24 protein-coding genes and 1 tRNA gene are annotated in these 24,533 nt (G+C 62.7%); 14 read left to right on the forward strand and 11 right to left on the reverse strand.

Translation table 11 applies throughout. The features are described from left to right. Positions 1–29 precede the first annotated feature (29 nt). Positions 30–1,136 (reverse strand): GlxA family transcriptional regulator, encoded by a 1,107-nt coding sequence (locus ABE528_RS22945; protein WP_060512237.1) that lies wholly within the window; start codon positions 1,134–1,136, stop codon positions 30–32. A gap of 480 nt (positions 1,137–1,616) precedes the next feature. Beyond that, positions 1,617–2,993 carry an L-serine ammonia-lyase gene (locus ABE528_RS22950; RefSeq protein WP_152956874.1) on the reverse strand — a complete coding sequence of 459 codons (1,377 nt, stop codon included), beginning with the start codon at positions 2,991–2,993 and terminating at the stop codon, positions 1,617–1,619. 442 nt (positions 2,994–3,435) lie between these two features. Here ABE528_RS22950 and ABE528_RS22955 point away from each other — a divergent pair, with 442 nt between their 5' ends. The 3 genes from ABE528_RS22955 to choV all read left to right on the forward strand — a co-directional run bounded on the left by ABE528_RS22955 (position 3,436) and on the right by choV (position 6,488). Continuing rightward, entirely contained in the window at positions 3,436–4,383 is a 948-nt protein-coding gene (locus ABE528_RS22955) for a choline ABC transporter substrate-binding protein (protein WP_152956873.1), read from the forward strand. 81 nt (positions 4,384–4,464) lie between these two features. Then, a complete protein-coding gene (gene choW / locus ABE528_RS22960) occupies positions 4,465–5,313 on the forward strand; it encodes a choline ABC transporter permease subunit (RefSeq protein WP_346654173.1) in 849 nt (282 codons plus the stop codon). Then, positions 5,310–6,488 carry a choline ABC transporter ATP-binding protein gene (gene choV / locus ABE528_RS22965; protein WP_152956871.1) on the forward strand — a complete coding sequence of 393 codons (1,179 nt, stop codon included), beginning with the start codon at positions 5,310–5,312 and terminating at the stop codon, positions 6,486–6,488. The genes choW and choV overlap by 4 nt, the downstream gene beginning before the upstream one ends. 37 nt (positions 6,489–6,525) lie before the next feature. On the opposite strand, the gene hisF is transcribed toward choV, so the two are convergent. The 6 genes from hisF to ABE528_RS22995 all read right to left on the reverse strand — a co-directional run bounded on the left by hisF (position 6,526) and on the right by ABE528_RS22995 (position 11,397). After that, positions 6,526–7,296, reverse strand: a complete 771-nt coding sequence (gene hisF / locus ABE528_RS22970; protein ID WP_011536177.1) for an imidazole glycerol phosphate synthase subunit HisF — start codon at positions 7,294–7,296, stop codon at positions 6,526–6,528. 10 nt (positions 7,297–7,306) lie between these two features. Beyond that, positions 7,307–8,044 carry a 1-(5-phosphoribosyl)-5-[(5-phosphoribosylamino)methylideneamino]imidazole-4-carboxamide isomerase gene (gene hisA / locus ABE528_RS22975; protein WP_003255731.1) on the reverse strand — a complete coding sequence of 246 codons (738 nt, stop codon included), beginning with the start codon at positions 8,042–8,044 and terminating at the stop codon, positions 7,307–7,309. A gap of 27 nt (positions 8,045–8,071) precedes the next feature. Beyond that, positions 8,072–8,332, reverse strand: coding sequence for a DUF2164 domain-containing protein (locus ABE528_RS22980; RefSeq protein WP_060512242.1), 261 nt, complete (start codon positions 8,330–8,332; stop codon positions 8,072–8,074). Beyond that, positions 8,333–8,971 (reverse strand): imidazole glycerol phosphate synthase subunit HisH, encoded by a 639-nt coding sequence (gene hisH / locus ABE528_RS22985; protein ID WP_060512243.1) that lies wholly within the window; start codon positions 8,969–8,971, stop codon positions 8,333–8,335. Next, entirely contained in the window at positions 8,972–9,565 is a 594-nt protein-coding gene (gene hisB, locus ABE528_RS22990) for an imidazoleglycerol-phosphate dehydratase HisB (RefSeq protein WP_027917570.1), read from the reverse strand. A gap of 170 nt (positions 9,566–9,735) precedes the next feature. Then, positions 9,736–11,397: an OFA family MFS transporter gene (locus tag ABE528_RS22995; RefSeq protein WP_346654142.1), complete on the reverse strand. Its 1,662-nt coding sequence runs from the start codon at positions 11,395–11,397 to the stop codon at positions 9,736–9,738. A 366-nt stretch (positions 11,398–11,763) separates the two neighbouring features. Between ABE528_RS22995 and ABE528_RS23000 the strand changes: the two genes are divergently transcribed. From ABE528_RS23000 to ABE528_RS23025, 6 genes are all read left to right on the forward strand, one after another. Next, on the forward strand, positions 11,764–14,001 hold the full coding sequence (locus ABE528_RS23000; RefSeq protein WP_346654143.1) for an AsmA family protein: 2,238 nt from the start codon (positions 11,764–11,766) through the stop codon (positions 13,999–14,001). Continuing rightward, the gene (gene mutY / locus ABE528_RS23005) at positions 13,998–15,065 is read left to right on the forward strand and encodes an A/G-specific adenine glycosylase (protein ID WP_346654144.1); all 1,068 of its coding nucleotides are present in this window, start codon (positions 13,998–14,000) and stop codon (positions 15,063–15,065) included. Before ABE528_RS23000 ends, mutY begins: the two co-directional genes overlap by 4 nt. Continuing rightward, on the forward strand, positions 15,062–15,334 hold the full coding sequence (locus tag ABE528_RS23010) for an oxidative damage protection protein (protein ID WP_027917574.1): 273 nt from the start codon (positions 15,062–15,064) through the stop codon (positions 15,332–15,334). Before mutY ends, ABE528_RS23010 begins: the two co-directional genes overlap by 4 nt. Positions 15,335–15,424: 90 nt before the next feature. Further along, positions 15,425–15,500: transfer RNA gene (locus ABE528_RS23015), tRNA-Phe, on the forward strand. Between the two features lie 187 nt (positions 15,501–15,687). Next, positions 15,688–16,677 carry a polyphosphate kinase 2 gene (gene ppk2 / locus ABE528_RS23020; RefSeq protein ID WP_152956867.1) on the forward strand — a complete coding sequence of 330 codons (990 nt, stop codon included), beginning with the start codon at positions 15,688–15,690 and terminating at the stop codon, positions 16,675–16,677. 60 nt (positions 16,678–16,737) lie between these two features. Then, positions 16,738–17,181, forward strand: a complete 444-nt coding sequence (locus ABE528_RS23025; RefSeq protein ID WP_110639159.1) for a hypothetical protein — start codon at positions 16,738–16,740, stop codon at positions 17,179–17,181. Between the two features lie 72 nt (positions 17,182–17,253). Here ABE528_RS23025 and gabP read toward each other — a convergent pair whose 3' ends face one another. Next, positions 17,254–18,639, reverse strand: a complete 1,386-nt coding sequence (gene gabP / locus ABE528_RS23030) for a GABA permease (protein ID WP_152956866.1) — start codon at positions 18,637–18,639, stop codon at positions 17,254–17,256. A 633-nt stretch (positions 18,640–19,272) separates the two neighbouring features. Between gabP and ABE528_RS23035 the strand changes: the two genes are divergently transcribed. The 5 genes from ABE528_RS23035 to ABE528_RS23055 all read left to right on the forward strand — a co-directional run bounded on the left by ABE528_RS23035 (position 19,273) and on the right by ABE528_RS23055 (position 23,566). Next, positions 19,273–20,046 carry an ABC transporter ATP-binding protein gene (locus ABE528_RS23035; protein WP_085677911.1) on the forward strand — a complete coding sequence of 258 codons (774 nt, stop codon included), beginning with the start codon at positions 19,273–19,275 and terminating at the stop codon, positions 20,044–20,046. Positions 20,047–20,057: 11 nt separating this feature from the next. Further along, the gene (locus ABE528_RS23040; protein WP_346654145.1) at positions 20,058–20,810 is read left to right on the forward strand and encodes an ABC transporter substrate-binding protein; all 753 of its coding nucleotides are present in this window, start codon (positions 20,058–20,060) and stop codon (positions 20,808–20,810) included. Positions 20,811–20,864: 54 nt separating this feature from the next. Continuing rightward, positions 20,865–21,557 (forward strand): ABC transporter permease, encoded by a 693-nt coding sequence (locus ABE528_RS23045; protein ID WP_152956864.1) that lies wholly within the window; start codon positions 20,865–20,867, stop codon positions 21,555–21,557. Continuing rightward, complete coding sequence (locus ABE528_RS23050; protein WP_054886716.1) at positions 21,557–22,246, forward strand: ABC transporter permease; 690 nt, start codon at positions 21,557–21,559, stop codon at positions 22,244–22,246. Before ABE528_RS23045 ends, ABE528_RS23050 begins: the two co-directional genes overlap by 1 nt. Positions 22,247–22,360: 114 nt before the next feature. Continuing rightward, complete coding sequence (locus ABE528_RS23055) at positions 22,361–23,566, forward strand: methyltransferase (protein ID WP_346654146.1); 1,206 nt, start codon at positions 22,361–22,363, stop codon at positions 23,564–23,566. A gap of 258 nt (positions 23,567–23,824) precedes the next feature. Here the strand turns inward: ABE528_RS23055 and ABE528_RS23060 are convergent, their stop codons facing one another. Further along, on the reverse strand, positions 23,825–24,097 hold the full coding sequence (locus ABE528_RS23060; protein ID WP_346654147.1) for a DUF3077 domain-containing protein: 273 nt from the start codon (positions 24,095–24,097) through the stop codon (positions 23,825–23,827). Beyond that, entirely contained in the window at positions 24,090–24,218 is a 129-nt protein-coding gene (locus ABE528_RS23065) for a hypothetical protein (protein ID WP_346654148.1), read from the reverse strand. Before ABE528_RS23065 ends, ABE528_RS23060 begins: the two co-directional genes overlap by 8 nt. Positions 24,219–24,533: the final 315 nt, after the last annotated feature.

Raw genomic sequence — 24,533 nt, forward strand, 5'->3', positions numbered from 1 at the left:
GGTTTACCCGCGAAGAGGCCGGCTCCGTTTCAGAGCCTTACACTGGCAAAGGTCGACTCGTTGCGAGCCTGGCTCAAGGCCGCCATCGGCCCGCTGTGCGGCGACAGGGTCATGGCTTGCGGGATCGGCATCATCGCCACCTGTTGCGCGGTGTTGGAACCGACGCGCTCGTCACGCGGCGGAATGCCGAAGTACTCGCGGTAGCACTTGGAGAAGTGCGGCGTCGATACGAAGCCGCACACCGAGGCCACTTCGATGATCGACATCGGCGTCTGCTTGAGCAACTGCCGCGCACGGATCAGGCGCAGCTTCAGGTAGTAGCGCGACGGCGAACAATGCAGGTACTTCTGGAACAACCGTTCGAGCTGACGACGCGATACCGACACATACACCGCCAGTTCGTCGAGGTCGATCGGCTCTTCGAGGTTGGCCTCCATCAGCGCGACGATCTCCTGCAGCTTCGGCTGGTTGGTGCCGAGCATGTGCTTGAGCGGCACGCGCTGGTGGTCCTGCTCGTTGCGGATACGCTCGTAGACGAACATCTCGGAGATCGCCGCCGACAGCTCACGACCGTGATCGCGGCTGATCAGGTGCAGCATCATGTCCAACGGCGCGGTACCGCCAGAGCTGGTGAAGCGGTTGCGGTCGAGGGTGAACAGGCGGGTGCTCATGTTGACCCGTGGGAAGGCCTCCTGCATCGCTGCCAGGCACTCCCAGTGCACGCTACAGTCGAAGCCATCGAGCAAGCCGGCACAGGCCAGCGCCCAGCTGCCGGTGCACACCGCGCCAAGGCGGCGCGACTGGCGGGCCTGGGCCTGCAGCCAGGTGACGTGCTCACGGGTGACGGTGCGCTGGATACCCACGCCACCGCAGACGATCACGGTATCGATCGGCGGCGCATTGTGCATGGCCGCGTCCGGGGTGATCTGCAAGCCATCGCTGGCCCACACCTGCCCACCATCGACAGTCAGCGTGTGCCAGCGGTACAACTCGCGGCCGGACAGCTGGTTGGCCATGCGCAGCGGCTCCACGGCCGATGCCAGGGAAATCAGGGTGAAATTGTCCAAAAGGAGAAACCCGATGGACTGGGGTGCTGTGCGGTTCTGGGTTGGGTTCCCGGAGGTGTACGACGTCATCGCGATTTCTCCTCACACAAATGCAGGGGGTGCCTCAGGCGGGCACTGATTTCTTGTTATGGCCCCGGTTTTGTGTGCAGGGGCTTGGTGCCAAACTCAACGCAAAGGCCGTGCCTGAAATTGAACGGCCATCCGAAAAAACCTGAAAACGACGCCTTCATTCGGCAAATCAGGCACTTCGATCAAGTTGGCAAGTCTTCGCAAACCGCCGTGCTAGCGCCTTGCGTGTAACGACTGAGCAATTTGGTGACACGCGCAGCGCAGGTTGCCCAGAAACGACACTCTTAAGTGTCACCGACAATGCTCGCGCTGATAGCGACATCCGACGATCGGTGAGCCTAGCCCATGCACCGAAACAGGGCGTGGCGCACCTTAAACATTCAAGGGCCCCATCGCGGATGAATCCGCTCCTACGGGGGCATGCATCCCCTGCAAGAGCGGATTCATCCGCGATAAGGCCCTTGAGGCTGGCTCAAACACTCAGCATTCAATGGCGCTGACCGCAAGGCCACCGCGCGAGGTCTCTTTATATTTGTCGTGCATGTCGGCACCGGTGTCGCGCATGGTGCGAATCACCTGGTCGAGGGAGATAAAGTGCTCGCCATCACCGCGCAGCGACATCTGCACGGCATTGATCGCCTTCACTGCGGCAATCGCGTTGCGCTCGATGCACGGCACCTGCACCAAGCCGCCGACCGGGTCGCAGGTCAGGCCAAGGTTGTGTTCCAGGGCGATCTCGGCAGCGTTCTCCACCTGCGGCGGAGTCGCCCCCAGCACTTCGGCAAGGCCCGCAGCCGCCATGGCGCAGGCCGAGCCGACTTCACCCTGGCAGCCGACCTCGGCACCGGAAATCGACGCGTTCTTCTTGCACAGGATGCCCACCGCCGCCGCCGCGAGGAAGTAGTCGACCACGCTGGAGTCGGTCACCGCATCGCTGAAGCGCATGTAGTAGTGCAGCACCGCCGGGATGATGCCGGCCGCGCCGTTGGTGGGTGCAGTGACCATGCGCCCACCGGCCGCGTTCTCTTCATTGACCGCCAGGGCGAACAGGTTGACCCACTCCATGGCGCTCATGGTCGAGCCGATCACATTGGGCTTGCCGATTTCCTGCAGGCTGCGGTGCAGCTTGGCGGCGCGACGCCGCACATTGAGCCCGCCGGGCAACGTGCCTTCGTATTTCAGGCCGTTGTTGACGCACTCCTGCATGGCTTCCCAGAGCTTGTGCAGGCCGGCGCGGATTTCTTCCTCGCTGCGCCAGACCTTCTCGTTGGCCATCATCAATTGCGACACGCTGAGGTCGTTTTGCTTGCACAGGCGCAGCAGTTCGGCGGCGCTGTTGAAATCGTACGGCAGCACCGTCTGGTCGGCGTCCAGCACGCCGCTGGCAGCCTGGGCAGCGTCGACCACGAAGCCGCCCCCGACCGAGTAGTAGGTGTCGCGGTGCAGCTCGCCCTGGGCGCCTTCGGCGATCAGGGTCATGGCGTTGGGGTGGTACGGCAGGTTCTCGTCCAGCAGCAGCATGTCGCGGGCCCAGACGAATTCGATGGGCAGGCGGTTATCCAGCTTCAGCGTGTTGGTTTCACGCAGGTCGGCGATGCGCGGGACGATCTGGGTCGGGTCGATGGCGTCCGGCCATTCACCCATCAGGCCCATGATGGTGGCGTTGTCGGTGCCATGGCCGATGCCTGTGGCCGACAGCGAGCCGTACAGCCGCACTTCGATCCTTTGCACCCGTTCCAGCTCGCCGCGCTCACGCAGGCCCTGGACGAACAGGGCGCCAGCACGCATGGGGCCGACGGTGTGGGAGCTGGAGGGCCCGACACCGATCTTGAACAGGTCGAACACGCTGATGGCCATTGTCGAATCACCTCTTGCTGGGCTTGTCTCTGCGCGCCATGCGCAGGGCGGGGCAACTGCTAGGCTGAAGCTGCGAGCCGCCACGAATGCACGCATCATCGGGCTTTTGCCTACCCCCTCGCCGTCTGCAACCGACGTACTTTTGTCCAGCAGCGCCGCAGCCTTTTCGGCCAACTGCGCGCCGCTTTCGAGCGGCCTTGTGACGCAAAAATGCGGCGGCAGGGGTGGAAAAACTCATAAACGACATCGCCCGTACTGGATGCGACCCGTTCCGTACTGGTTACGACCCCACCAGTAGGCGATTGCCCGGCGCTGGAGGATTATCGAAAGCGACTCGTAAAGCACGGCCACGCAACCTGCCCTCTGCAGGCCTGGTCGACCGGGCCCTGAGAACGCCCGGCGACCCATGCGAACCCGAAGACAAAATCACAGGAGTCCATCCATGAAAGGTTCACCCTCGCTGTTGCTGGTTGCGATGCTGTCCGCACCTCTGCTGGCCCAGGCCGCCGAGCCCGAACAGTGCCAGACGGTACGCTTCTCCGATGTCGGCTGGACCGACATCACTGTCACCACGGCGACCACCAGCGTTGTGCTCGAAGCACTGGGTTACAAGACCCACACCACCATGATCTCGGTACCGGTGACCTACAAGTCGCTGGCCACCGGCAAGGACCTGGACGTGTTTCTCGGCAACTGGATGCCGACCATGGAGAACGACATCAAGCAGTACCGCGATGCCGGCACTGTCGAGACCGTGCGCGCCAACCTGGAAAACGCCAAGTACACCTTGGCCGTACCCCAGGCGCTGTATGACAAGGGGCTGAAGGATTTCAGCGACATTCCCAAGTTCAAGAAGGAACTGGACGGCAAGATCTACGGCATCGAGCCCGGTAACGACGGCAACCGCACCATCCAGAGCATGATCGACAAGAACGCCTTCGGCCTGAAGGACGCCGGCTTCAAGATCGTGCAGTCGAGCGAGGCCGGCATGCTGTCGCAGGTCGACCGCGCGCAGAAGCGTGGCGAGGCGGTGGTGTTCCTGGGCTGGGAACCGCACCCGATGAACACCCGCTTCAAGATGCAGTACCTGACCGGCGGGGATGAGTACTTCGGCCCCGAGTTCGGCAAGGCCACCGTGCTGACCAACACCCGCAAGGGCTATGTGCAGGAATGCAGCAACGTCGGCCAGCTGCTGAAGAATCTGCAGTTCGAACTCAAGGATGAAAGCACCATGATGGGCTACGTCCTGGACGACAAGATGAAGCCCGAGGCGGCCGCCAAGAAGTGGCTGAAAGACAACCCCGGCAAGCTGGACACCTGGCTGGCGGGTGTCACCACCGTGGACGGCAAACCCGGCCTTGAGGCGGCCAAGGCGAAGCTCGCTCAATAACGCAATACGTCGTAGCGCTACCTCGGGGCGGGACCGTGCCCGCCCCGGACTGATTTCAATCTTCGCAGGTGGAAGCTCGCTATCATGCTTATCGATCAGAAAATACCCTTGGGTCAGTACATCGCGTCGTTCGTCGAATGGCTGACCCAGAATGGCGCGGACTATTTCGACGCCATTGCCCGAGGCCTGGAGTTCATGATCCATGGCGTCACCAGTACCCTTACCTTCTTCAACCCGTTCGTACTCATTGCCCTGTTCGCCGCCCTGGCGCATTTCATCCAGCGCAAGTGGGCGCTTACCGCATTCGTCGCCCTGTCCTTCCTGCTGATCCTCAACCTGGGGTACTGGCAGGAAACCATGGAAACCCTGGCCCAGGTGACCTTCGCCACCGTGGTCTGCGTGGCCATCGGCGTGCCGCTGGGCATCGTCGCCGCGCACAAGCCGATGTTCTACACCGCCATGCGCCCGGTGCTCGACTTGATGCAGACCGTGCCAACCTTCGTCTACCTGATCCCGACCCTGACCCTGTTCGGCCTGGGCGTGGTGCCGGGGCTGATCTCGACCGTGGTGTTCGCCATCGCCGCGCCAATCCGCCTGACCTACCTTGGCATCTGCGACGTGCCACAGGAGCTGATGGACGCCGGCAAGGCCTTTGGCTGTTCGCGCCGCCAGCTACTTACCCGTATCGAACTGCCGCATGCGATGCCGAGCATCGCCGCCGGCGTCACCCAGTGCATCATGCTGTCGCTGTCGATGGTGGTGATTGCCGCCCTGGTGGGCGCAGATGGCCTGGGCAAACCTGTGGTCAACGCACTGAACACCGCCGATATCTCCCTGGGCTTCGAAGCGGGCCTGGCGATCGTGCTGCTGGCGATCATGCTCGACCGTATCTGCAAGCAACCGGAACTGCCGGTAAGGGGTGAGGCATGAGCATCATTCGATTCGAAGACGTCGACGTCATTTTCTCCAACAAGCCGCGCGAAGCGCTGGCGTTGCTGGACAAGGGCCAGACCCGCGAGCAGATCCTCAAGCAGACTGGCCTGGTGGTCGGTGTGGAAAAGGCCAACCTCGATATCAAGAAAGGCGAGATCTGCGTGCTGATGGGCCTGTCCGGGTCGGGCAAGTCGAGCCTGTTGCGCTGCATCAACGGCCTCAACACCGTCAGCCGCGGCAAGCTGTTCGTCGAGCATGAAGGCAAAAACATCGACATCGCCCATTGCACCCCGGCAGAGCTGAAGATGATGCGCACCAAGCGCATCGCCATGGTGTTCCAGAAGTTCGCCCTGATGCCGTGGCTGACGGTGCGCGAGAACATCAGCTTCGGCCTGGAAATGCAGGGCCGCCCGGAAAAGGAACGGCGCAAGCTGGTCGACGACAAGCTCGAACTGGTCGGCCTGACCCAGTGGCGCAATAAAAAGCCGGACGAACTCTCCGGCGGCATGCAGCAGCGTGTGGGCCTGGCCCGGGCGCTGGCGATGGATGCCGACATCCTGCTGATGGACGAACCGTTCTCGGCCCTCGACCCGCTGATCCGCCAGGGCCTGCAAGACGAATTGCTGGGCCTGCAGGCCAAGCTGAGCAAGACCATCGTGTTCGTCAGCCACGACCTCGACGAGGCACTGAAGCTGGGCAGCCGCATCGCCATCATGAAAGACGGGCGGATCATCCAGTACAGCAAGCCGGAAGAAATCGTGCTGAACCCGGCCGACGAGTACGTGCGTACCTTCGTCGCCCACACCAACCCGTTGAACGTCTTGTGCGGCCGCAGCCTGATGCGCAGCCTGGACAACTGCAAGCGGGTCAACGGCTCGGTGTGCCTGGACCCGGGTGGCGATTCGTGGCTGGACCTGGGCGAAGGCAATTCGATCAAGCGTGCACGCCAGGGGCAGAACGGGCTGGACATGCAGAATTGGGCGCCGGGGCAGGCCGTGGAAGGGCTGGGGCGCAAGCCGACCTTGGTGCATGCCGATATCGGTATGCGTGAGGCGCTGCAGATTCGTTATCAGACCGGCAACAAGCTGGTGCTGCAGGAGAATGACAAGGTGGTGGGGATTCTTGGGGATACCGAGCTTTACCACGCCTTGCTTGGCAAGACTCACGGGTGATGCAAATTGGGGCCGCCTTGCGGCCCCAATCACGCTCTCAGCGAACGACGATACCGCGCGAAGCCATGTAGGCCTTGGCCTCCGGCACCGTGTACTCGCCAAAGTGGAAGATACTGGCCGCCAGCACCGCGCTGGCATGCCCTTCCAGAATACCGTCGGCCAGGTGTTGCAGGTTACCCACACCACCCGAAGCGATCACCGGAATCCCCAGCGCATCGCTGATGGCACGGGTTACCCCCAGGTCGAAACCATTCTTCATGCCGTCCTGGTCCATGCTGGTCAGCAGGATCTCGCCAGCCCCCAGACCTTCCATCTTCTTCGCCCATTCAACGGCATCCAGCCCGGTCGGCTTGCGCCCGCCGTGGGTGAAGATCTCCCAACGCGGCGCTTCGCCCGGCCCGGACACCTTCTTGGCGTCGATGGCAACGACGATGCACTGCGAACCGAAACGGTCCGCCGCCTCACCGACGAACTCCGGGTTGAACACCGCGGCAGTGTTGATCGAAACCTTGTCGGCACCGGCGTTGAGCAGGTTGCGGATGTCCTGCACGGTACGCACGCCACCGCCCACGGTCAGCGGGATGAACACCTGGCTGGCCATGCGCTCGACGGTATGCAGGGTGGTGTCGCGGCCATCGACGCTGGCAGTGATGTCGAGGAAGGTGATTTCGTCGGCCCCCTGCTCGTTGTAGCGACGGGCGATTTCCACCGGGTCGCCGGCATCACGGATGTTCTCGAACTTGACGCCCTTGACCACCCGGCCGTTGTCCACGTCCAGGCAAGGGATGATGCGCTTGGCCAGTGCCATGGTTCAGTCCTCAGCCTTGGTAGTTGTCGCAGAAGGCCTGGGCCTCGGCGACATCGAGGGTGCCTTCGTAGATGGCACGGCCGGTGATGGCGCCGATGATGCCCGGGGCCTTGGCGTCCAGCAGGGCCTTGATGTCACCCAGGTTGTGGATGCCGCCCGAGGCGATCACCGGGATGCGCGTCGCTTCGGCCAGGGCCTTGGTGAACGGCACGTTGCAGCCCTGCATCATGCCGTCCTTGGCGATGTCGGTGTAGACGATCGCCGAGACGCCATCGGCCTCGAAACGCTTGGCCAGGTCGATGACCTGCACCGAGCTCACTTCCGCCCAGCCGTCGGTGGCGACGAAGCCGTCTTTTGCGTCCAGGCCAACGATGACCTTGCCCGGGAAGGCCTTGCACGCTTCGGCCACGAACTCAGGCTGCTTGACCGCCTTGGTGCCGATGATCACGTAGCTGACGCCAGCCTTGACGTAGTGCTCGATGGTTTCCAGCGAGCGGATGCCGCCGCCGATCTGGATCGGCAGGTTCGGGTAGCGCTTGGCGATGGCGGTGACCACTTCACCGTTGACCGGCTGGCCTTCGAAGGCGCCGTTGAGGTCGACCAGGTGCAGGCGGCGGCAGCCACCTTCGACCCACTTGGCAGCCATGCTCACCGGGTCGTCGGAAAATACCGTGGAGTCTTCCATGCGGCCCTGGCGCAGGCGCACGCAGGCACCGTCCTTCAGATCGATAGCGGGGATAATCAGCATCTTGGGAACCTGTCTGTTCTTGGGGGTTCAGGGCTTTTCGAGTGCCCACAGATCGCTTTCGATGCTCTCGAACCGCTCCTTGAGGTGCAGCTGAACATCGGCAATCGCCCTGTTGTAGTAATGGGGTGCAATTTCTTTGCTGAACAGCTCGAGGACCTCGGCCACCTCGAACGACCCGAGCTGCAACTCGAAGCGGTCTTCGAGAAAGCGCTTGAGCGTGTCGAGCGCTTCGCGTTCCTCTTCGGGGGCCAGGGTGATGACCGGGGCCTTGGTCTTCGAACGGCTCATTTACCAGCGCCCGTCCCAGGCGACGAAGTTCTGCAGCAACTGCAGGCCATGGGTATGGCTCTTCTCCGGGTGGAACTGCACGGCAAAGCGCGAGCCATCGGCCAGCGCGGCGGCGAAGTCGACGCCATAGTGGCCACGGCCGACCACCTGGCCCGGTTTGCCGGCATTGATGTAGTAGCTGTGCACGAAGTAGAACCGCGCACGGTCGGAAATGTCGTGCCACAGCGGGTGGTCGATGGTCTGGCTGACTTCGTTCCAGCCCATGTGCGGCACCTTCAGGTGCTCGCCGTCTTCTTTCAGGTCTTTGCCGAAGAAGCGTACCTGGCCAGGGAACAGGCCGATGCAGTCGACACCGTCGTTCTCTTCGCTATGGTCGAGCAGCGCCTGCATGCCGACGCAGATACCGAGGAATGGGCGGTCCTGGCTCACTTCACGCACCAGGCTGTCGAAGCCCAGGCGGCGGATTTCAGCCATGCAGTCACGAATCGCACCCACGCCGGGGAACACCACGCGGTCAGCCTCGCGGATTACCGCGGCGTCGCTGGTGACCAGCACCTTGCCGGCGCCGACGTGCTCAAGCGCCTTGGCCACCGAGTGCAGGTTGCCCATGCCATAGTCGATTACGGCTACCGTCTGCATTTACAGGCACCCTTTGGTGGACGGCATCTGCCCAGCCATGCGCTCGTCGAGGGTAACGGCCATGCGCAGGGCGCGGCCGAAAGCCTTGAACACGGTTTCGATCTGGTGGTGGGTGTTGTGGCCACGCAGGTTGTCGATGTGCAGGGTCACCAGGGCGTGGTTGACGAAGCCCTGGAAGAACTCCTGGAACAGGTCGACATCGAAGCCGCCCACAGTGGCGCGGGTGTAGGGCACATGCATCTGCAGGCCTGGGCGGCCAGAGAAGTCGATGACCACGCGCGACAGCGCTTCGTCCAGCGGCACGTAGGCATGGCCGTAGCGGAAGATGCCTTTCTTGTCGCCGATGGCCTGGGCGAATGCCATGCCCAGGGTGATACCGACGTCTTCGACGGTATGGTGATCGTCGATATGCAGGTCACCCTTGCACTCGATATCCAGATCGATCAGCCCATGACGGGCAATCTGGTCCAGCATGTGTTCAAGGAAAGGCACACCGATATCGAATCGGGCCTTGCCACTGCCATCGAGGTTGATCGAGCACTTGACCTGGGTTTCCAGGGTATTGCGCTCGACGGAAGCCTTACGTTCGACCATCACCAGCTCCGCAAAATCATTGGGCGAAAAGGGTTTCATTATAGGCCCAGAACGCGCCCGCTTGAAACGCGGATGACATATGGCAAAGCAAGGAATTGCGGGGGCGGACAGCCCTACAGGTCTATACAACCGCGTCATGGGGGCTGCCAGGCAACCCCCAGACGGCTACATCACTGGAACAGGACAGCGGTCTTCTGCAGGGTGATCCACACCCCCCAGGCCAGCGGCACGACCACCACAGCCCAGGCCAGCAGCACCAGCGGCAGGCTGCCCGGCGCGGCGTGCCATTCAAGCGAACGCGCACCGTCAGCGCCTTTGTCGTGGCTCAGCGCACGCTCGGCAGCCAGTTCGGCATCGGTCATGAAGTACTTGTCGGCCACCGGGCGGATCAGCATGTTGCAGATAAAGCCCAGCACCAGCAGGCCGGCGAGGATGTACAGGGTCATGTCGTAGGCCGCTGCACGCTCTACCCCCGCCGCCAGTTGGTACTCGCGCAGGTAGGTGATCAGCACCGGGCCCAGCACGCCAGCTGCAGCCCAGGCGGTCAGCAGCCGGCCATGAATGGCACCGACCATCTGCGTACCGAACAGGTCGGCCAGGTAGGCCGGCACGGTGGAGAAGCCACCGCCGTACATCGACAGGATGATGCAGAACGCCGCCACGAACAGCGCCACGTTGCCCAGGTGGCCCATGTTCGGCACCAGGCTGTAGAGGCCGACGCCCAGGGCGAAGAAGGCGAAGTAGGTGTTCTTGCGGCCGATGTAGTCGGAGAACGACGCCCAGAAGAAGCGGCCACCGATGTTGAACAGGCTCAGCAAGCCGGTGAAGCCAGCGGCGATGGCAGCAATCTGCGCCAACTGCGCGGGGTTCAGCTCGCTGAAGCTCAGCTCGTTGCCCAGCAACTTGCCGGCGAACACTTCCTGCAGCAGGGGCGACGCCATGCCGAGGATGCCGATACCGGCGGAAACGTTCAGGCACAGCACCAGCCACACCAGGGCGAACTGCGGGGTTTTCCAGGCGACGCTGACGTGCACATGGCGGTCGGTGACCATGCCATTGCCGGCTTTTTTCGCCGGTGCGGTCCAGCCTTCTGGCTTCCAGCCGGTCGGCGGCACGCGGTAAGCCAGGGCGCCGGCCGTCATGAACACGAAGTAGATTGCGGCCATGGCGACGAAGCTCTGCCATACGCCCACTTCATGCTCGTTGCCAAAATGGCCCATCAGCGCGGTGGCCAGCGGTGCGCCAACCATCGCGCCTCCACCGAAGCCCATGATCGCCATGCCGGTGGCCATGCCGCGTTTGTCCGGGAACCACTTGATCAGCGTCGAGACTGGCGAGATGTAGCCCAGGCCCAGGCCGATACCGCCAATCACTCCGGACCCCAGCCACATCAGCCACAGCTGGTGGGTCTTCACGCCGATCGCCGAGATCAGCATGCCGCCGCACCAGCACAATGCCGATACCAGGCCGGCCTTGCGCGGGCCGGCATGTTCCAGCCAGCCGCCCAGCACCGCTGCCGAGCAGCCGAGGAAGACGAAGAACAGGGTGTAGATCCAGCTCAGCATCGAGATCGGCCAGTCGCATTCGGCGCTGAACATACGGGCGATGAAGCCCATGTCTGCCGAACAGGCAACAGGCGCGGTGATGCCGATGGCTTGCGACAGTGGCAGCCAGAACACCGAAAAGCCGTAGGCCATGCCGATACACAGGTGGATGGCCAGGGCGGCTGGCGGGACCAGCCAGCGGTTGAAGCCCGGGCGGGCGATGATGCGCTCCTTCGACAGGAAGCTCGGCGCGCTGGCCAGCCCCCCTGCCGTGATGGTACTGCTCATGGATTCAATCCTTTTGTAGGTAGACGGTGCTGGCGGATGGCATCCCGGGCTCTTGTTCTCGCACGCAGGGCGAACTGGCCTTTTCCGTAGGTAACGGCCCGCGACAATGGGTCGCGGCCGCTCCGCAAAGCGGCACAAGGGTACCAGTTCGCAGATGACATGAAAGCAATCTGATATCGTTATTTTCTGCGTGGCTGAATCGGTATTTCAAAGAATCCAGCGGCGAAGGAACTGACAAACCCACCGCTGTCGAATCCCGCAAACATCGGAAATACCCTGCATCGCTAGTCGAATACGCAGGGCCCACCCCTGCGGCGCTATACTCAGCCGTTCGGAATTCACACTACGGACTACAAGGACTCGCCCATGAAAGCGTTCGGCAAAATCCTGGGACTGGGGCTTCTCGGGTTGCTGCTGATCATCGTGGCGCTGGGCTTCGCCCTGACCCACCTCTTCGATCCCAACGACTACAAAGACGAGATCCGCCAGTTGGCGCGCGACAAGGCCCATGTCGAGCTGACCCTCAATGGCGACATCGGCTGGAGCCTGTTCCCCTGGCTGGGCCTGGAGTTGCACGAAGCCAGCATCGCCACCCTGACCCAACCCAAGGAACCATTCGCTGACCTGCAGATGCTCGGCCTCTCCGTGCGCGTGCTGCCATTGCTGCGCCGCGAAGTGCAAATGAGCGATGTGCGCGTCGAAGGCCTCAACCTGACCCTGGCGCGTGACGAAAACGGCCACGGCAACTGGGAAGACATCGGCAAGCCGCTGCCGGCGGCAACCGACGGCACTGCCAATGCGCCAGCCCAGCCAGCTGCCGAACAACCCGCGAAACCTGCTGAAAGCAGCAGTGAGCGCGCGGTGAAGCTCGACATCGACAGCCTGACCGTGAACAACGCCCGGGTTTACTACAACGATGCCAAGAGCGGCCAGAGCTACAGCGCCGAAAGCATCCAGCTGAGCACCGGCCCGGTCCACGAGGGCAGCAATATCGCCCTCAAGGCCAGCGCCTTCCTCAGCGCCAGCCAGCCGGCGATCAAGGCCCGCACCGAGCTTGCCGGCGAGCTGCGCTTCGATCGCAAGCTCAAGCGCTACAACTTCGAAGACCTGCGCCTGACCGGCGAAACCTCAGGCGAACCTACCGCTGGCAAGACCGTCACCTTCGGCGCCCAAGGCCAGTTGCTGGTCGACATGGGCGCCAACGTGGCCTCGTGGAGCGGCCTGAAAGTTTCGGCCAACCAGCTGCGCGCCCTCGGTGAGCTGAACCTGCGTGACCTGGACAAGGCACCGCAACTGAGCGGCGGCCTGTCTATTGCCCAGTTCAACCTGCGCACCTTCCTTGACGGCATCGGCCACCCGCTGCCGGCCACCAACGACCCGGCAGCCTTCGGCAAGCTGGAGCTGGTCACGCGCCTGCAAGGCACGCCGACCAGCCTGACCCTGGCCGACCTGGCCGTGAAGCTGGACGACACCACCTTCACTGGCCGCGTAGCCATCGAGGACTTCGCCAAGCAGGCCCTGCGCCTGCAGCTCAAAGGCGACAAGTTCGACGCCGATCGCTACATGCCGGCCAAAAGCGAAGAGGCCAAGGGTGCCACTGTCGCACGCCAGGCCGAGGTCCAGCAGCAGGAAGCCACTGCGGTGGCCGGTGCCGGCAGCTCACCGCTGCCAAACGCCCCGACCCAGGTGGCCTGGAGCGACGACAAGCTGCTGCCGGTGGACCGCCTGCGCGCACTCGACCTGCAGGCTGACCTGGCCTTTGGCTCGCTGACCCTGGACAAGCTGCCGATCAGCGACGCTCAGCTGCAGGCGACCGGCCAGGGTGGGCTGCTGACCTTGCAGACCCTGCGTGGCGGCCTCTACAACGGCACCTTCGAAGCCAAAGGCAATGTCGACGTGCGCCCGGCCGTGCCACAGCTCGGTATCAACAGCAAAATCAATCGGGTGCCGGTCGAGCACTTCATCAAGGCTGAAGGCAAGGAGCAGACGCCTCCTGTCAAAGGCCTGCTGACCCTGACCAGTGATCTGACCGCCACCGGCAACAGCCAGAAGGCACTGGTCGATACCCTCAATGGCAGCGCAAACTTCACCATCAACGATGGCGTGCTGGTCAACGCCAACCTCGAACAGCAACTCTGCCAGGCCATCGCCACCCTCAACCGCAAGGCACTGAGCGGCGAGCCACGCGGCAAGGACACCCCGTTCGAAGAACTGCGCGGCAGCCTGGTGATTCGTAACGGCGTGGCCAGCAACCCGGACCTCAAGGCACGAATCCCGGGCCTGACCGTCAACGGCCATGGCGACCTCGACCTGCGTGTGCTGGGCATGGACTACAACATCGGCGTGATCGTCGAAGGTGACCAGCGCGCCATGCCCGACCCGGCCTGCCAGGTCAACGAACGCTTCGTGGGCGTTGAAGTGCCGCTGCGCTGCCGTGGCCCGCTGGAGCTCGGTGCCAAGGCCTGCCGCCTGGACCAGGACGGCCTGGGCAAGGTCGCGGCCAAACTGGCTGGCAACCGCCTGCAAGACAAGATCGATGAAAAGCTCGGAGACAAAGTGAACCCAGAACTGAAAGACGCGCTCAAGGGGCTGTTCAAGCGATGACCCCCACGCAGTTCTCCAGCGCCGTGCTGGACTGGTACGACCAGCACGGTCGCCACGACCTGCCCTGGCAACAGGGCATCAACCCATACCGCGTGTGGGTGTCGGAAATCATGCTGCAGCAGACCCAGGTCAGCACCGTGCTCAACTACTTCGACCGCTTCATGCAGGCCCTGCCAACCGTGCAGGCCCTGGCTGCAGCGCCGGAGGACGAAGTGCTGCACCTGTGGACTGGCCTTGGCTACTACACCCGCGCACGCAACCTGCAGAAGGCGGCGAAGATCGTCGTCGAGCAGCATGGTGGCGAATTCCCGCGCAGCGTCGAGCAGCTCACCGAGCTGCCCGGCATTGGCCGCTCCACGGCTGGTGCCATCGCCAGCATCAGCATGGGCATCCGTGCACCGATTCTCGATGGCAACGTCAAGCGCGTGCTGGCCCGCTACACCGCCCAGGCCGGCTACCCCGGCGAGCCGAAGGTGGCAAACCAGCTGTGGGCCACGGCCGAGCGCTTTACTCCGCAGCAGCGCGCCAACCACTACACCCAGGCGATGATGGACATGGGCGCGACGCTGTGTACGCGCAGCAAGCCCAGCTGCCTGATCTGCCCGTTGCAGCGCGGCTGCGAAGCGCACTTGCACGGCGAAGAAACCCGCTACCCCGAGCCCAAGCCACGTAAGGCACTGCCACAACGGCGCACGCTGATGCCGCTGCTGGCCAACCACGAAGGCGCCATCCTGCTTTACCGCCGCCCATCCAGCGGCCTGTGGGGCGGCTTGTGGAGCCTGCCGGAGCTGGACGACATCGCCCAGCTCGACGACCTCGCCTACCAGCATGGCCTGCGCCTGGCCGAAAGCCGCGCACTGGACGGCCTGACCCATACCTTCAGCCACTTCCAGCTGGCGATCGAGCCCTGGCTGGTACGTGTCGACCCGGTCGGCCAGCACGTGGCCGAGGCCGACTGGCTCTGGTATAACCTCGCCACCCCGCCGCGCCTGGGCCTCGCCGCCCCGGTCAAGAAGCTGCTCAAACGCGCGGCCGACGAACTGATTGCAGGAGAAGCCCGATGACCCGCACCGTGATGTGCCGCAAGTACAAAGAAGAACTCCCAGGCCTGGCTCGTCCGCCCTACCCTGGCGCCAAGGGCCAGGACATCTTCGACCACATCTCGGAGAAAGCCTGGGAAGACTGGAAGAAACACCAGACCATGCTGATCAACGAAAAGCGCCTGAACATGATGAACGGCGAGGACCGCAAGTTCCTCCAGGGCGAGATGGACAAGTTTTTCGCTGGCGAGGAATACGCCCAGGCGGAAGGCTACGTTCCACCCTCTGAATGACCCCACGAATCGTAAGCGACGGAATTAATTTAAAATTTTTTCAAAAAGTCGTTGACGGGCCGTCAGAAAATCTATTTAATTCACCTCGTCGCCCAGATAGCTCAGTCGGTAGAGCAGAGGATTGAAAATCCTCGTGTCGGCGGTTCGACTCCGTCTCTGGGCACCACCTTCAAGCTTCTGGTGGTTGCAAAGTTACCCGAAGCGACAACAAGAAACCCGCCTAGTGCGGGTTTTTTGTTGTCTTGGATTTACTGCCCTGCCCCCTCTCTGCCGTTGACCGGTATCAACAAGCCCTCTATCGCCCAGTCTCAAAATTGCAGGTGGACATTCGACCCAACCTCGCAAGGACCTCCATGAGCGAAGAAGCCACCCTCCTGCTCCCCGCCCCCGGCGAATCCTCTTCCCCCGCCCCTGCCGCACCTCGCACGCGCCGCCCTCGCCAGCGCAAACCCGAGCCCACCATCACCCAGGTCAGCCAGGCCCCGGCCGCGCTTGAAGTGGCCAGTGCTCCGAAAGGCAGTAATGAAGACAGCACCTCGGCGCGCCTGCCAGCCAGCTACCCGTACCGCACCCGCCTGCGCCGCCAGGATTACGAAAAGGCCAAGCATGCGCTGCAGATCGAGCTGCTGAAGGTACAAAGCTGGGTCAAGGAAACCGGCCAGCGCGTGGTGATCCTGTTCGAGGGGCGTGACGCGGCAGGCAAAGGTGGCACCATCAAGCGCTTCATGGAGCACCTGAACCCACGGGGCGCACGGATCGTCGCGCTGGAGAAGCCTTCCCAGCAGGAGCTGGGGCAGTGGTATTTCCAGCGTTACATCCAGCACCTGCCCACGGCGGGTGAAATGGTCTTCTTCGACCGCTCCTGGTACAACCGCGCCGGGGTCGAGAAGGTGATGGAGTTCTGCTCGCCGCTGCAGTACCTGGAATTCATGCGCCAGGCACCGGACCTGGAGCGGATGCTGTGCAACAGCGGCATCCTGCTGTTCAAGTACTGGTTCTCGGTGAACCGTGAAGAGCAACTGCGCCGCTTCATCTCGCGCCGGGACGACCCGCTCAAGCACTGGAAGCTGTCGCCCATCGACATCAAGTCGCTGGACAAGTGGGAGGACTACACAGCAGCCAAGGAGGCGATGTTCTTCCATACCGATACTGCCGATGCGCCATGGACGGTGATCAAGTCAGATGACAAGAAGCGCGCGCGGATCAACTGCATCCGGCATTTCCTGCATTCGCTGGATTACCCGGGCAAGGACCACCGCGTGGCGCATGCGCCGGATGAACTACTGGTCGGCCGTGCATCGCGCGGGTTCGAGGAGGACGAGCCGACACCGCTCGCCAGTTGAATCGCCCGGGCTGCTGCGCTTCAATACGCGCAATTTCCGAACACCCCAAGGATTCACCCCATGGCCACCCCAACCAAGCAACAGAAACGCGCCAAACGCGCCGCCAGCAAAGCCAAGCAGAACCGCATGGTGCGCAGCGGCCAGGCGGTCAAGGCCAGCGCCGGTGACAGTGCGAGCATCGAGCAGGTGTTCAACAAGGCCATGGAGACCGACAGCTACAAAGAGCTGTTCGACAAGATGAAGGCCGCCCAGGAAACCGGCCTGGTGGCGATGATCTCGGTATTCCTGGTCGACCCGCTGCTGGCCCTGGTACTCAAGGGCCACAAGGAAGAACACGCCACCGACTACATCGTGCTGGTGTTCAACGCCTACCGCACCTGGCTCGACGGCGCCGACGAGGACACCACCATGGCCTGGTTGGAGAGCGATGAGTTCCAGGAAGCCTATATCGCCGCTTCCGAGCTGGTGGCCAAGCAGCAGCAACAGCAGAAGCAGTTCGGCTGACAGGCCCGCACAGGCAACAAAAAAGGCCGCGTCCTGTGCAGGACGCGGCCTTTTCATTTCAAGCAGCGCGGATCAGTTATCCAGCGCCACCCGCCCGGCAGCTTCACGCTTGCGGTGCACCAGCAAGCCCGCCGCCACCACACCAATGCTCAGCAGCGCAGTCGCGATGATCTCGGCACGGTGATCCTCACGCAGCGCCATCACTGCCAGCACGGCGACGATGAAGGCGATGGTCGCCCAGGTCAGGCCCGGGAACAGCCACATCTTGAAGTCGATTTTCTCGCCACGCGCTTCACGCTGGCTGCGCATGCGCAGCTGCGACACGGCAATCACCAGGTACACCAGCAGCGCGATGGCGCCGGAGCTGGCCAGCAGGAACTCGAACACCTGGGCCGGAGCCACGTAGTTGGCGAACACGCAGAGGAACGCGGCAGCGGTCGACAGCAGCACAGCCACATGCGGGGTAGCCGCCTTGGTGGTGCGCTGGGCGATGGCCGGGGCGTCGCCACGCTTGCTCAGCGAGAACAGCATGCGCGACGAGGTGTACAGCGCCGAGTTCAGGCAGCTGGTCACGGCAACCAGTACCACGATGTCGACGATCAGCTTGGCGTTCGGCACGCCGATGCGGCTCAGCACGGTCTGGTAGGAACCGACTTCGGCCAGGGCCGGGTCGTTCCACGGCACCAGGGCCACGACCAGGAAGATCGACACCAGGTAGAACAGGCAGATCCGCCAGATCACCGAGTTGGTAGCACGGCTGATCTGCTTGCCCGGGTCTTTCGATTCGGCAGCCGCAATGGTGACGATTTCGGTACCCATGAACGAGAACATGGTGGTCAGCATGGCCGCCAGCACCGCACCCAAGCCGTTAGGCATGAAGCCCTGGGTATCGAACAGGTGCGCAGCGCCGCTCACCTGGCTGCTAGGCACAAAGCCGAACATGGCGATGCAACCGACAACGATGAAGCCGATGATCGCCAGCACCTTGAGCAGGGCGAACCAGAACTCGAACTCACCGTAGTTCTTGACGCTGCACAGGTTGGTCAGGGTCAGCGCCAGGGTAATAAGGAGGGAGAAGGCCCACAGGTCCACGGACGGGAACCAGGCGTGGAGAATGGCCGCAGCGGCGTTGGCTTCCAGCGGAATCACCAGCACCCAGAACCACCAGTACAACCAGCCAATGGTGAAACCGGCCCAGCGGCCAATGGCGCGGTCGGCATAAGTAGAGAACGAGCCCGTATCCGGCGAGGCGATCGCCATTTCGCCAAGCATGCGCATCACCAGTACGACCAAGGTACCAGCGGCGGCGTAGGCCAGCAGCACGGCCGGGCCGGCAGCTGCGATGGCATGGCCGGAACCCACGAACAGACCGGCGCCGATGACGCCAGCAATGGACAGCATGGTGACATGCCGTTGTTTGAGCCCCTGAGCGAGGTCATTGGAATTGTTACCGCTCATTAAAACTACCTTTGTAAGGAGTGGACCACTCCGACTGCGGGAACAGAGCGCACCTGGGGTTGACCTAGGCGTCGCTGCAATCGGCGGATTCCTACTGGCAATAAGCGCGCCATGTGCCAAGTACATTCGTCAGATGGATAGCCCAACCTTCAAACGGCGCGGGTTGCAGGCCATTCGGCCAACCCTTGACCGAAAGGTCGCCAAATCCCCCTGCCACTTCCGGATTACTGAAATACCCACTTACAAACGCACCAAAGGTGCTCCCCGGTAACACCTTTGCACCAGCGCAAGCCACAAAAGTGCAACCCAAGGGTACAACCCTCCACCCCCGGATCAACAGGCCTAAGTCGCACCCACAGCCGCGGGCCAGACCCGCGAATGGTCTAAAACAGCTTCCCAGTGCCGGCCAAAACTGGCACCATCGCGCCTTTTTTCATCAAGGCTATGGAGCTGGGCGAGACCCTTTGCGGACATCGGCGCGACGTTGCACTGCAACGATGCGACAAACTGCCCCGGCAACGCCTTGAGCCCCCTGCGACCCTGTTGGCCGTCATATTGCCGCTATGCTAGCGTGGCGCTCGCCAGGAAGGCCGCCAACAGCTGGGAACGCACCCGATCACATGAGGACCGCACATGGCCCAGGCCACGCCCGCGCTGGAAATCCGCAATCTGCACAAACGCTACGGCGAGCAGGAAATTCTCAAGGGCATTTCGCTGACCGCGCGCGACGGTGACGTGATCTCCATCCTGGGGTCGTCCGGCTCCGGCAAGTCCACTTTGCTGCGCTGCATCAACCTGCTGGAAAACCCCCACCAGGGCGAAATCCTCGTTGCTGGCGAGAGCCTAAAGCTCAAGGCCGCCAAGAACGGCGACCTGATCGCCGCCGACAACCGCCAGATCAACCGCCTGCGCAGCGAGATCGGCTTCGTCTTCCAGAACTTCAACCTGTGGCCACACATGTCGATCCTCGACAACATCATCGAGGCACCACGCCGCGTGCTCGGCCAGAGCAAGGCCGAGGCCATCGAAGCCGCCGAAGCGCTGCTGAACAAGGTCGGCATCTACGACAAGCGCCACAGCTACCCCGCCCAGCTTTCCGGTGGCCAGCAGCAACGTGCTGCCATCGCCCGCACCCTGGCCATGAAGCCCAAGGTCATCCTGTTCGACGAGCCGACCTCGGCGCTCGATCCGGAAATGGTCCAGGAAGTGCTTAACGTTATCCGCGCACTGGCCGAAGAAGGCCGTACCATGCTGCTGGTGACGCACGAGATGAACTTTGCCCGCCAGGTGTCCAGTGAAGTGGTCTTCCTGCACCAGGGCCTGGTTGAAGAGCAAGGATCGCCGCAGCAGGTCTTCGAGAACCCGACCTCGGCGCGTTGCAAGCAATTCATGTCCAGCCACCGCTAACGGAGCAATACATGCACACTTACAAGAAGTTCCTCCTGGCAGCTGCTGCCACGCTGGTGATGTCGGCAAACGCCATGGCCGCGGAAAAACTGCGCATGGGTATCGAAGCCGCCTACCCACCGTTCAACAACAAGGATGCCAGCGGTAACGTCGTCGGCTTCGACAAGGACATCGGCGACGCCCTGTGCGCCAAGATGAAGGTCGAGTGCTCGGTGGTCACCTCCGACTGGGACGGCATCATCCCGGCCCTGAACGCCAAGAAGTTCGACTTCCTGGTGTCGTCGCTGTCGATCACCGACGAGCGCAAGCAGGCCGTCGACTTCACCGACCCGTACTATTCCAACAAGCTGCAGTTCATCGCGCCGAAAAATGTCGACTTCAAGACCGACAAGGCTTCGCTCGAGGGCAAGACCATCGGCACCCAGCGCGCGACCCTGGCCGGTACCTACCTCGAAGACAACTTCCCGGGCGTCAACGTCAAGCTCTACGACACTCAGGAAAACGCCTACCTTGACCTGGTTGCCGGCCGCATCGACGGCATCCTGGCCGACAAGTACGTGCAGTACGAATGGTTGAAAAGCAAGGACGGCATGAATTACGAGTTCAAGGGCGAGCCGGTGATGGACAGCGACAAGATTGGCATTGCCGTGCGCAAGGGTGACTCCAAGCTGCGCGACGACCTGAACAAGGCCCTGGCAGAAATCAAGGCTGACGGTACGTACAAGAAGATCAACGACAAGTACTTCCCATTCAGCATCGAATGATCCGCCCCGACCTGCGCGCCCCTGGGGCGCGCAAGTCCCTAAAATGACCTGCCCATGAATATCGACCTGCACGGATTCGGTCCGGCCATGATGGCCGGCACCCTGATGACCGTAAAACTGGCGCTCTGCGCCCTGCTGCTAGGCCTGGTGCTGGGCCTGCTCGGCGCCCTGGCCAAGACTTCTTCGGTCAAGCCACTGCAGTGGCTTGGCGGTTTCTACTCGACCCTGGTACGCGGCGTGCCCGAGCTGCTCTGGGTCCTGCTGATCTACTTCGGCACCGTCGGCCTGATGAGCAGCCTCGGCGAAGCCCTGAACATGCCCGGCCTTGAGCTCAGCGCCTTTGCCGCGGGTGTCATCGCCTTGGGCCTGTGCTTCGGCGCCTACGCCACTGAAGTGTTCCGCGGCGCGATCCTGGCAATCCCCAAAGGCCACCGTGAGGCCGGCCTGGCACTGGGCTTGTCCAAGGGCCGCATCCTGTCGCGGATCATCCTGCCGCAGATGTGGCGCATTGCCCTGCCTGGCTTGGGCAACCTGTTCATGATCCTGATGAAGGACACCGCGCTGGTGTCGGTGATCGGCCTGGAAGAAATCATGCGCCACGCGCAGATCGGCGTGACCGTGACCAAAGAGCCGTTCACCTTCTACATGGTCGCCGCCTGCATCTACCTGAGCCTGACCATCGTCGCCATGACCGGCATGCACTTCATGGAAAAACGCGCCGCTCGCGGCTTTGCGAGGGCTGAATAATGAATTGGGAAGTCATCATCAAGTGGCTGCCGCGCCTGGCCCAGGGCGCGACCCTGACCCTGGAGCTGGTGGCCATCGCCGTGGTTGCCGGGTTGATCCTGGCCATCCCGCTGGGCATCGCCCGCTCCTCGCGCCACTGGTACGTGCGCGCCGTGCCGTTCAGCTACATCTTCTTCTTCCGTGGCACGCCACTGCTGGTGCAGCTGTTCCTGGTCTACTACGGCCTGGCGCAGTTCGACGCAGTGCGTTCCAGCTCGCTGTGGCCGTACCTGCGCGATCCGTTCTGGTGCACGGTGCTGACCATGACCCTGCACACCGCCGCCTACATTGCCGAGATCCTGCGCGGTGCGCTGCAGTCGATCCCCAAGGGTGAGATCGAAGCGGCACGGGCGCTGGGCATGTCGCGGGGCAAGACGCTGTTCTACATCATGCTGCCGCGCGCCTCGCGCATCGGCCTGCCGGCGTACAGCAACGAAGTGATCCTGATGCTCAAGGCCAGCGCCCTGGCCAGTACCGTGACCCTGCTGGAACTGACCGGCATGGCCCGTACCATCATTGCCCGGACCTACCTGCCGGTGGAGATCTTCTTCGCTGCCGGGGTGTTCTACCTGGTAATCTCGTTCGTGCTGGTGCAAGGCTTCAAGCTGCTGGAGCGCTGGTTGCGCGTGGACGCCTGCCAGGGCCGTTAAACCTTCACTGCCGTCTTCGCCGGTAAACCCGCCCCTACAGGATACGCGCCCCTGTAGGAGCGGGTTTACCCGCGATAGGGCCCTGAAAAACACCACACATCTCAAACCCTACCCATGTCCACCTACCTCTACAGCCACCACCTGAGCGACCGCTTCCAGGCCCTCGACCAGTTCCTGACCGAGCACCAACCGCTGTGGAAACCCCGCCCCTTCACTGCCCTACACCTGGACTGGGAAGGCAAATACCCCGAACTCGCCGCCCACCTGCGCCAATGCTCACTGGCCGACGCCGAAGCCGACATCAACCCGCACGGCCTGCCGGCCCCGTTCCCGCAACTGGCCGCACAAGCCGGGCAACTGTCAGCCCTGGGCGAGCTCCCCGATACCGGCCTGCCCGCCGCTGGCCACCGCCTTGACGTCGCCGTGCCCGGCCGCAAATGGCAGCAGATCGAAGCCTTCAGCCGCCGCCTGGGCTTTCGCGAACACACTCGCCACTGGCTCGACTGGTGCTCCGGCAAAGGCCACCTCGGCCGCCGCCTGCTGCAACCCGGCCAGCAGCTGACCTGCCTGGAGTACAACCCTGAGCTGGTCGCCGCCGGCCAGGCCCTGAGCGATCACCATCACCTGCCCGCGACCCACGTCCAGCAGGACGTAATGGCTGCCGGCAGCACCCAGCACCTGAACCACGAGAAAAGCGTGGTCGCCCTGCATGCCTGCGGCGAACTGCACGTGCACCTGCTGCGCCAGGCCAGCCAGCAAGGCTGCCGCCACCTGGCCGTGGCCCCATGCTGCTACAACCGCATCCCGGGCGAGCACTATCAGCCGTTATCCACAGCCGCGCAGAACTCGCCACTGCAGTTGAGCTTGATCGACCTGGGCTTGCCGCTGAACGAAGCCGTCACCGCCAGCGCCCGCGTGCGCCATCAGCGCGATTGCTCCATGGCCCGCCGCCTGGGCTTCGACCTGCTGCAGCGTGAACAGCGCCAATGCGACGAATACCTGTCCACCCCTTCCCTGCCTGTCGCCTGGCTGGACAAGCCTTTCGAGCAGTACTGCCGTGAGTTGGCCGACCTGCGCCAGGTCGAGCTGAGCGGCAACCCGGACTGGGCTGCGCTGGAGGCCGCCGGCTGGCAGCGCCTGGCCGAGGTCCGCAACCTCGAACGCCTGCGCAACCTGTTCCGCCGCCCACTGGAGCTATGGCTGGTGCTCGACCGCGCCCTGTTCCTCGAAGAACAGGGCTACCTCGTTCGCCTGGGCACTTTCTGCGATTACCCGCTCACGCCACGCAACCTGCTGCTACTGGCCGAACGTGACCGTTAGCCGCAGCACAACCTGTGGATAACTCTGTGAACAAGCTTTTGATGAGTGGATGGAGCCAAGCGCTATTTCAAGCGATTGGCTTATTCCGGCATGGGCCTCAAGCCCAGTAAAAACAGGTATTTGCGCAAAGACCGGCGGTATCGAGAAGCGGCATGCCTTTCGCGCAAGGCGGCAATGCCTCTTGTGCATAAACAAATTTTCGATTAGGCAAATGGCCCGCTTTGTGGAGGCGGGCTTGCACGCGAAAGGGCCGCCGAATCAATGCACCTTGTTCTTGGCAATCTCGATATCGTTCATCAGCGCCTTGGCGAGGGCCAGCAGATAGTCCGCAGCGCCCAACAGCTTATGGTCATCTTCCATATCCCCCTCGCGCACAAGGTGCTTGATATAGCCGAGCAACACCGACACATGCTCGTAGGCATGGTCGATCGGGATACCCGGTTGCACGCGTAGCAGGTCCACAGTCGGGTTTCCTGCTTCCAGGAAGGTCTCTACACCTGCCGTGACGATGGTATTAGCGGCATCACTCATGCGCCTGCCCCTCTTCATCGCGCATGCTCGCTACCGCATGCTGGAACAGGGTCAATGCCGAGTCGGCCGCAAAGGGGGGTTGGATTAATACATAGGGTGGATCAAGTACGATTTTTTTCATGACAGCAGCTCCTTGAATAGAACCACCACATGGACCTTTCTCACGGGTTCAGGTGGCAGTCGTACACGGGGTGAGAAAACCGAGGGAGCTACAAAGCTCGGCCAGACCGAAGTCTGCCCGCGTACGACCGCCATAACTGACTAGCCGAAATAGCTCCTTGTCGGGTTTCTCACACCCGGTCACCAGGAATTGGCAACCCAGGAACGTTATCCCTGGGCCACTTCCCCGCCAACAGAGAAGGGTCGACTAGCCGCGTAGGATAATTCCCAACCCCCCCAATCCTGAAGCATTGGATCTCAAGTTCAGAATTCCCTC

Source organism: Pseudomonas sp. TWI628, from assembly GCF_039673865.1.
In the GTDB taxonomy this organism is placed as follows: Bacteria; Pseudomonadota; Gammaproteobacteria; order Pseudomonadales; family Pseudomonadaceae; genus Aquipseudomonas.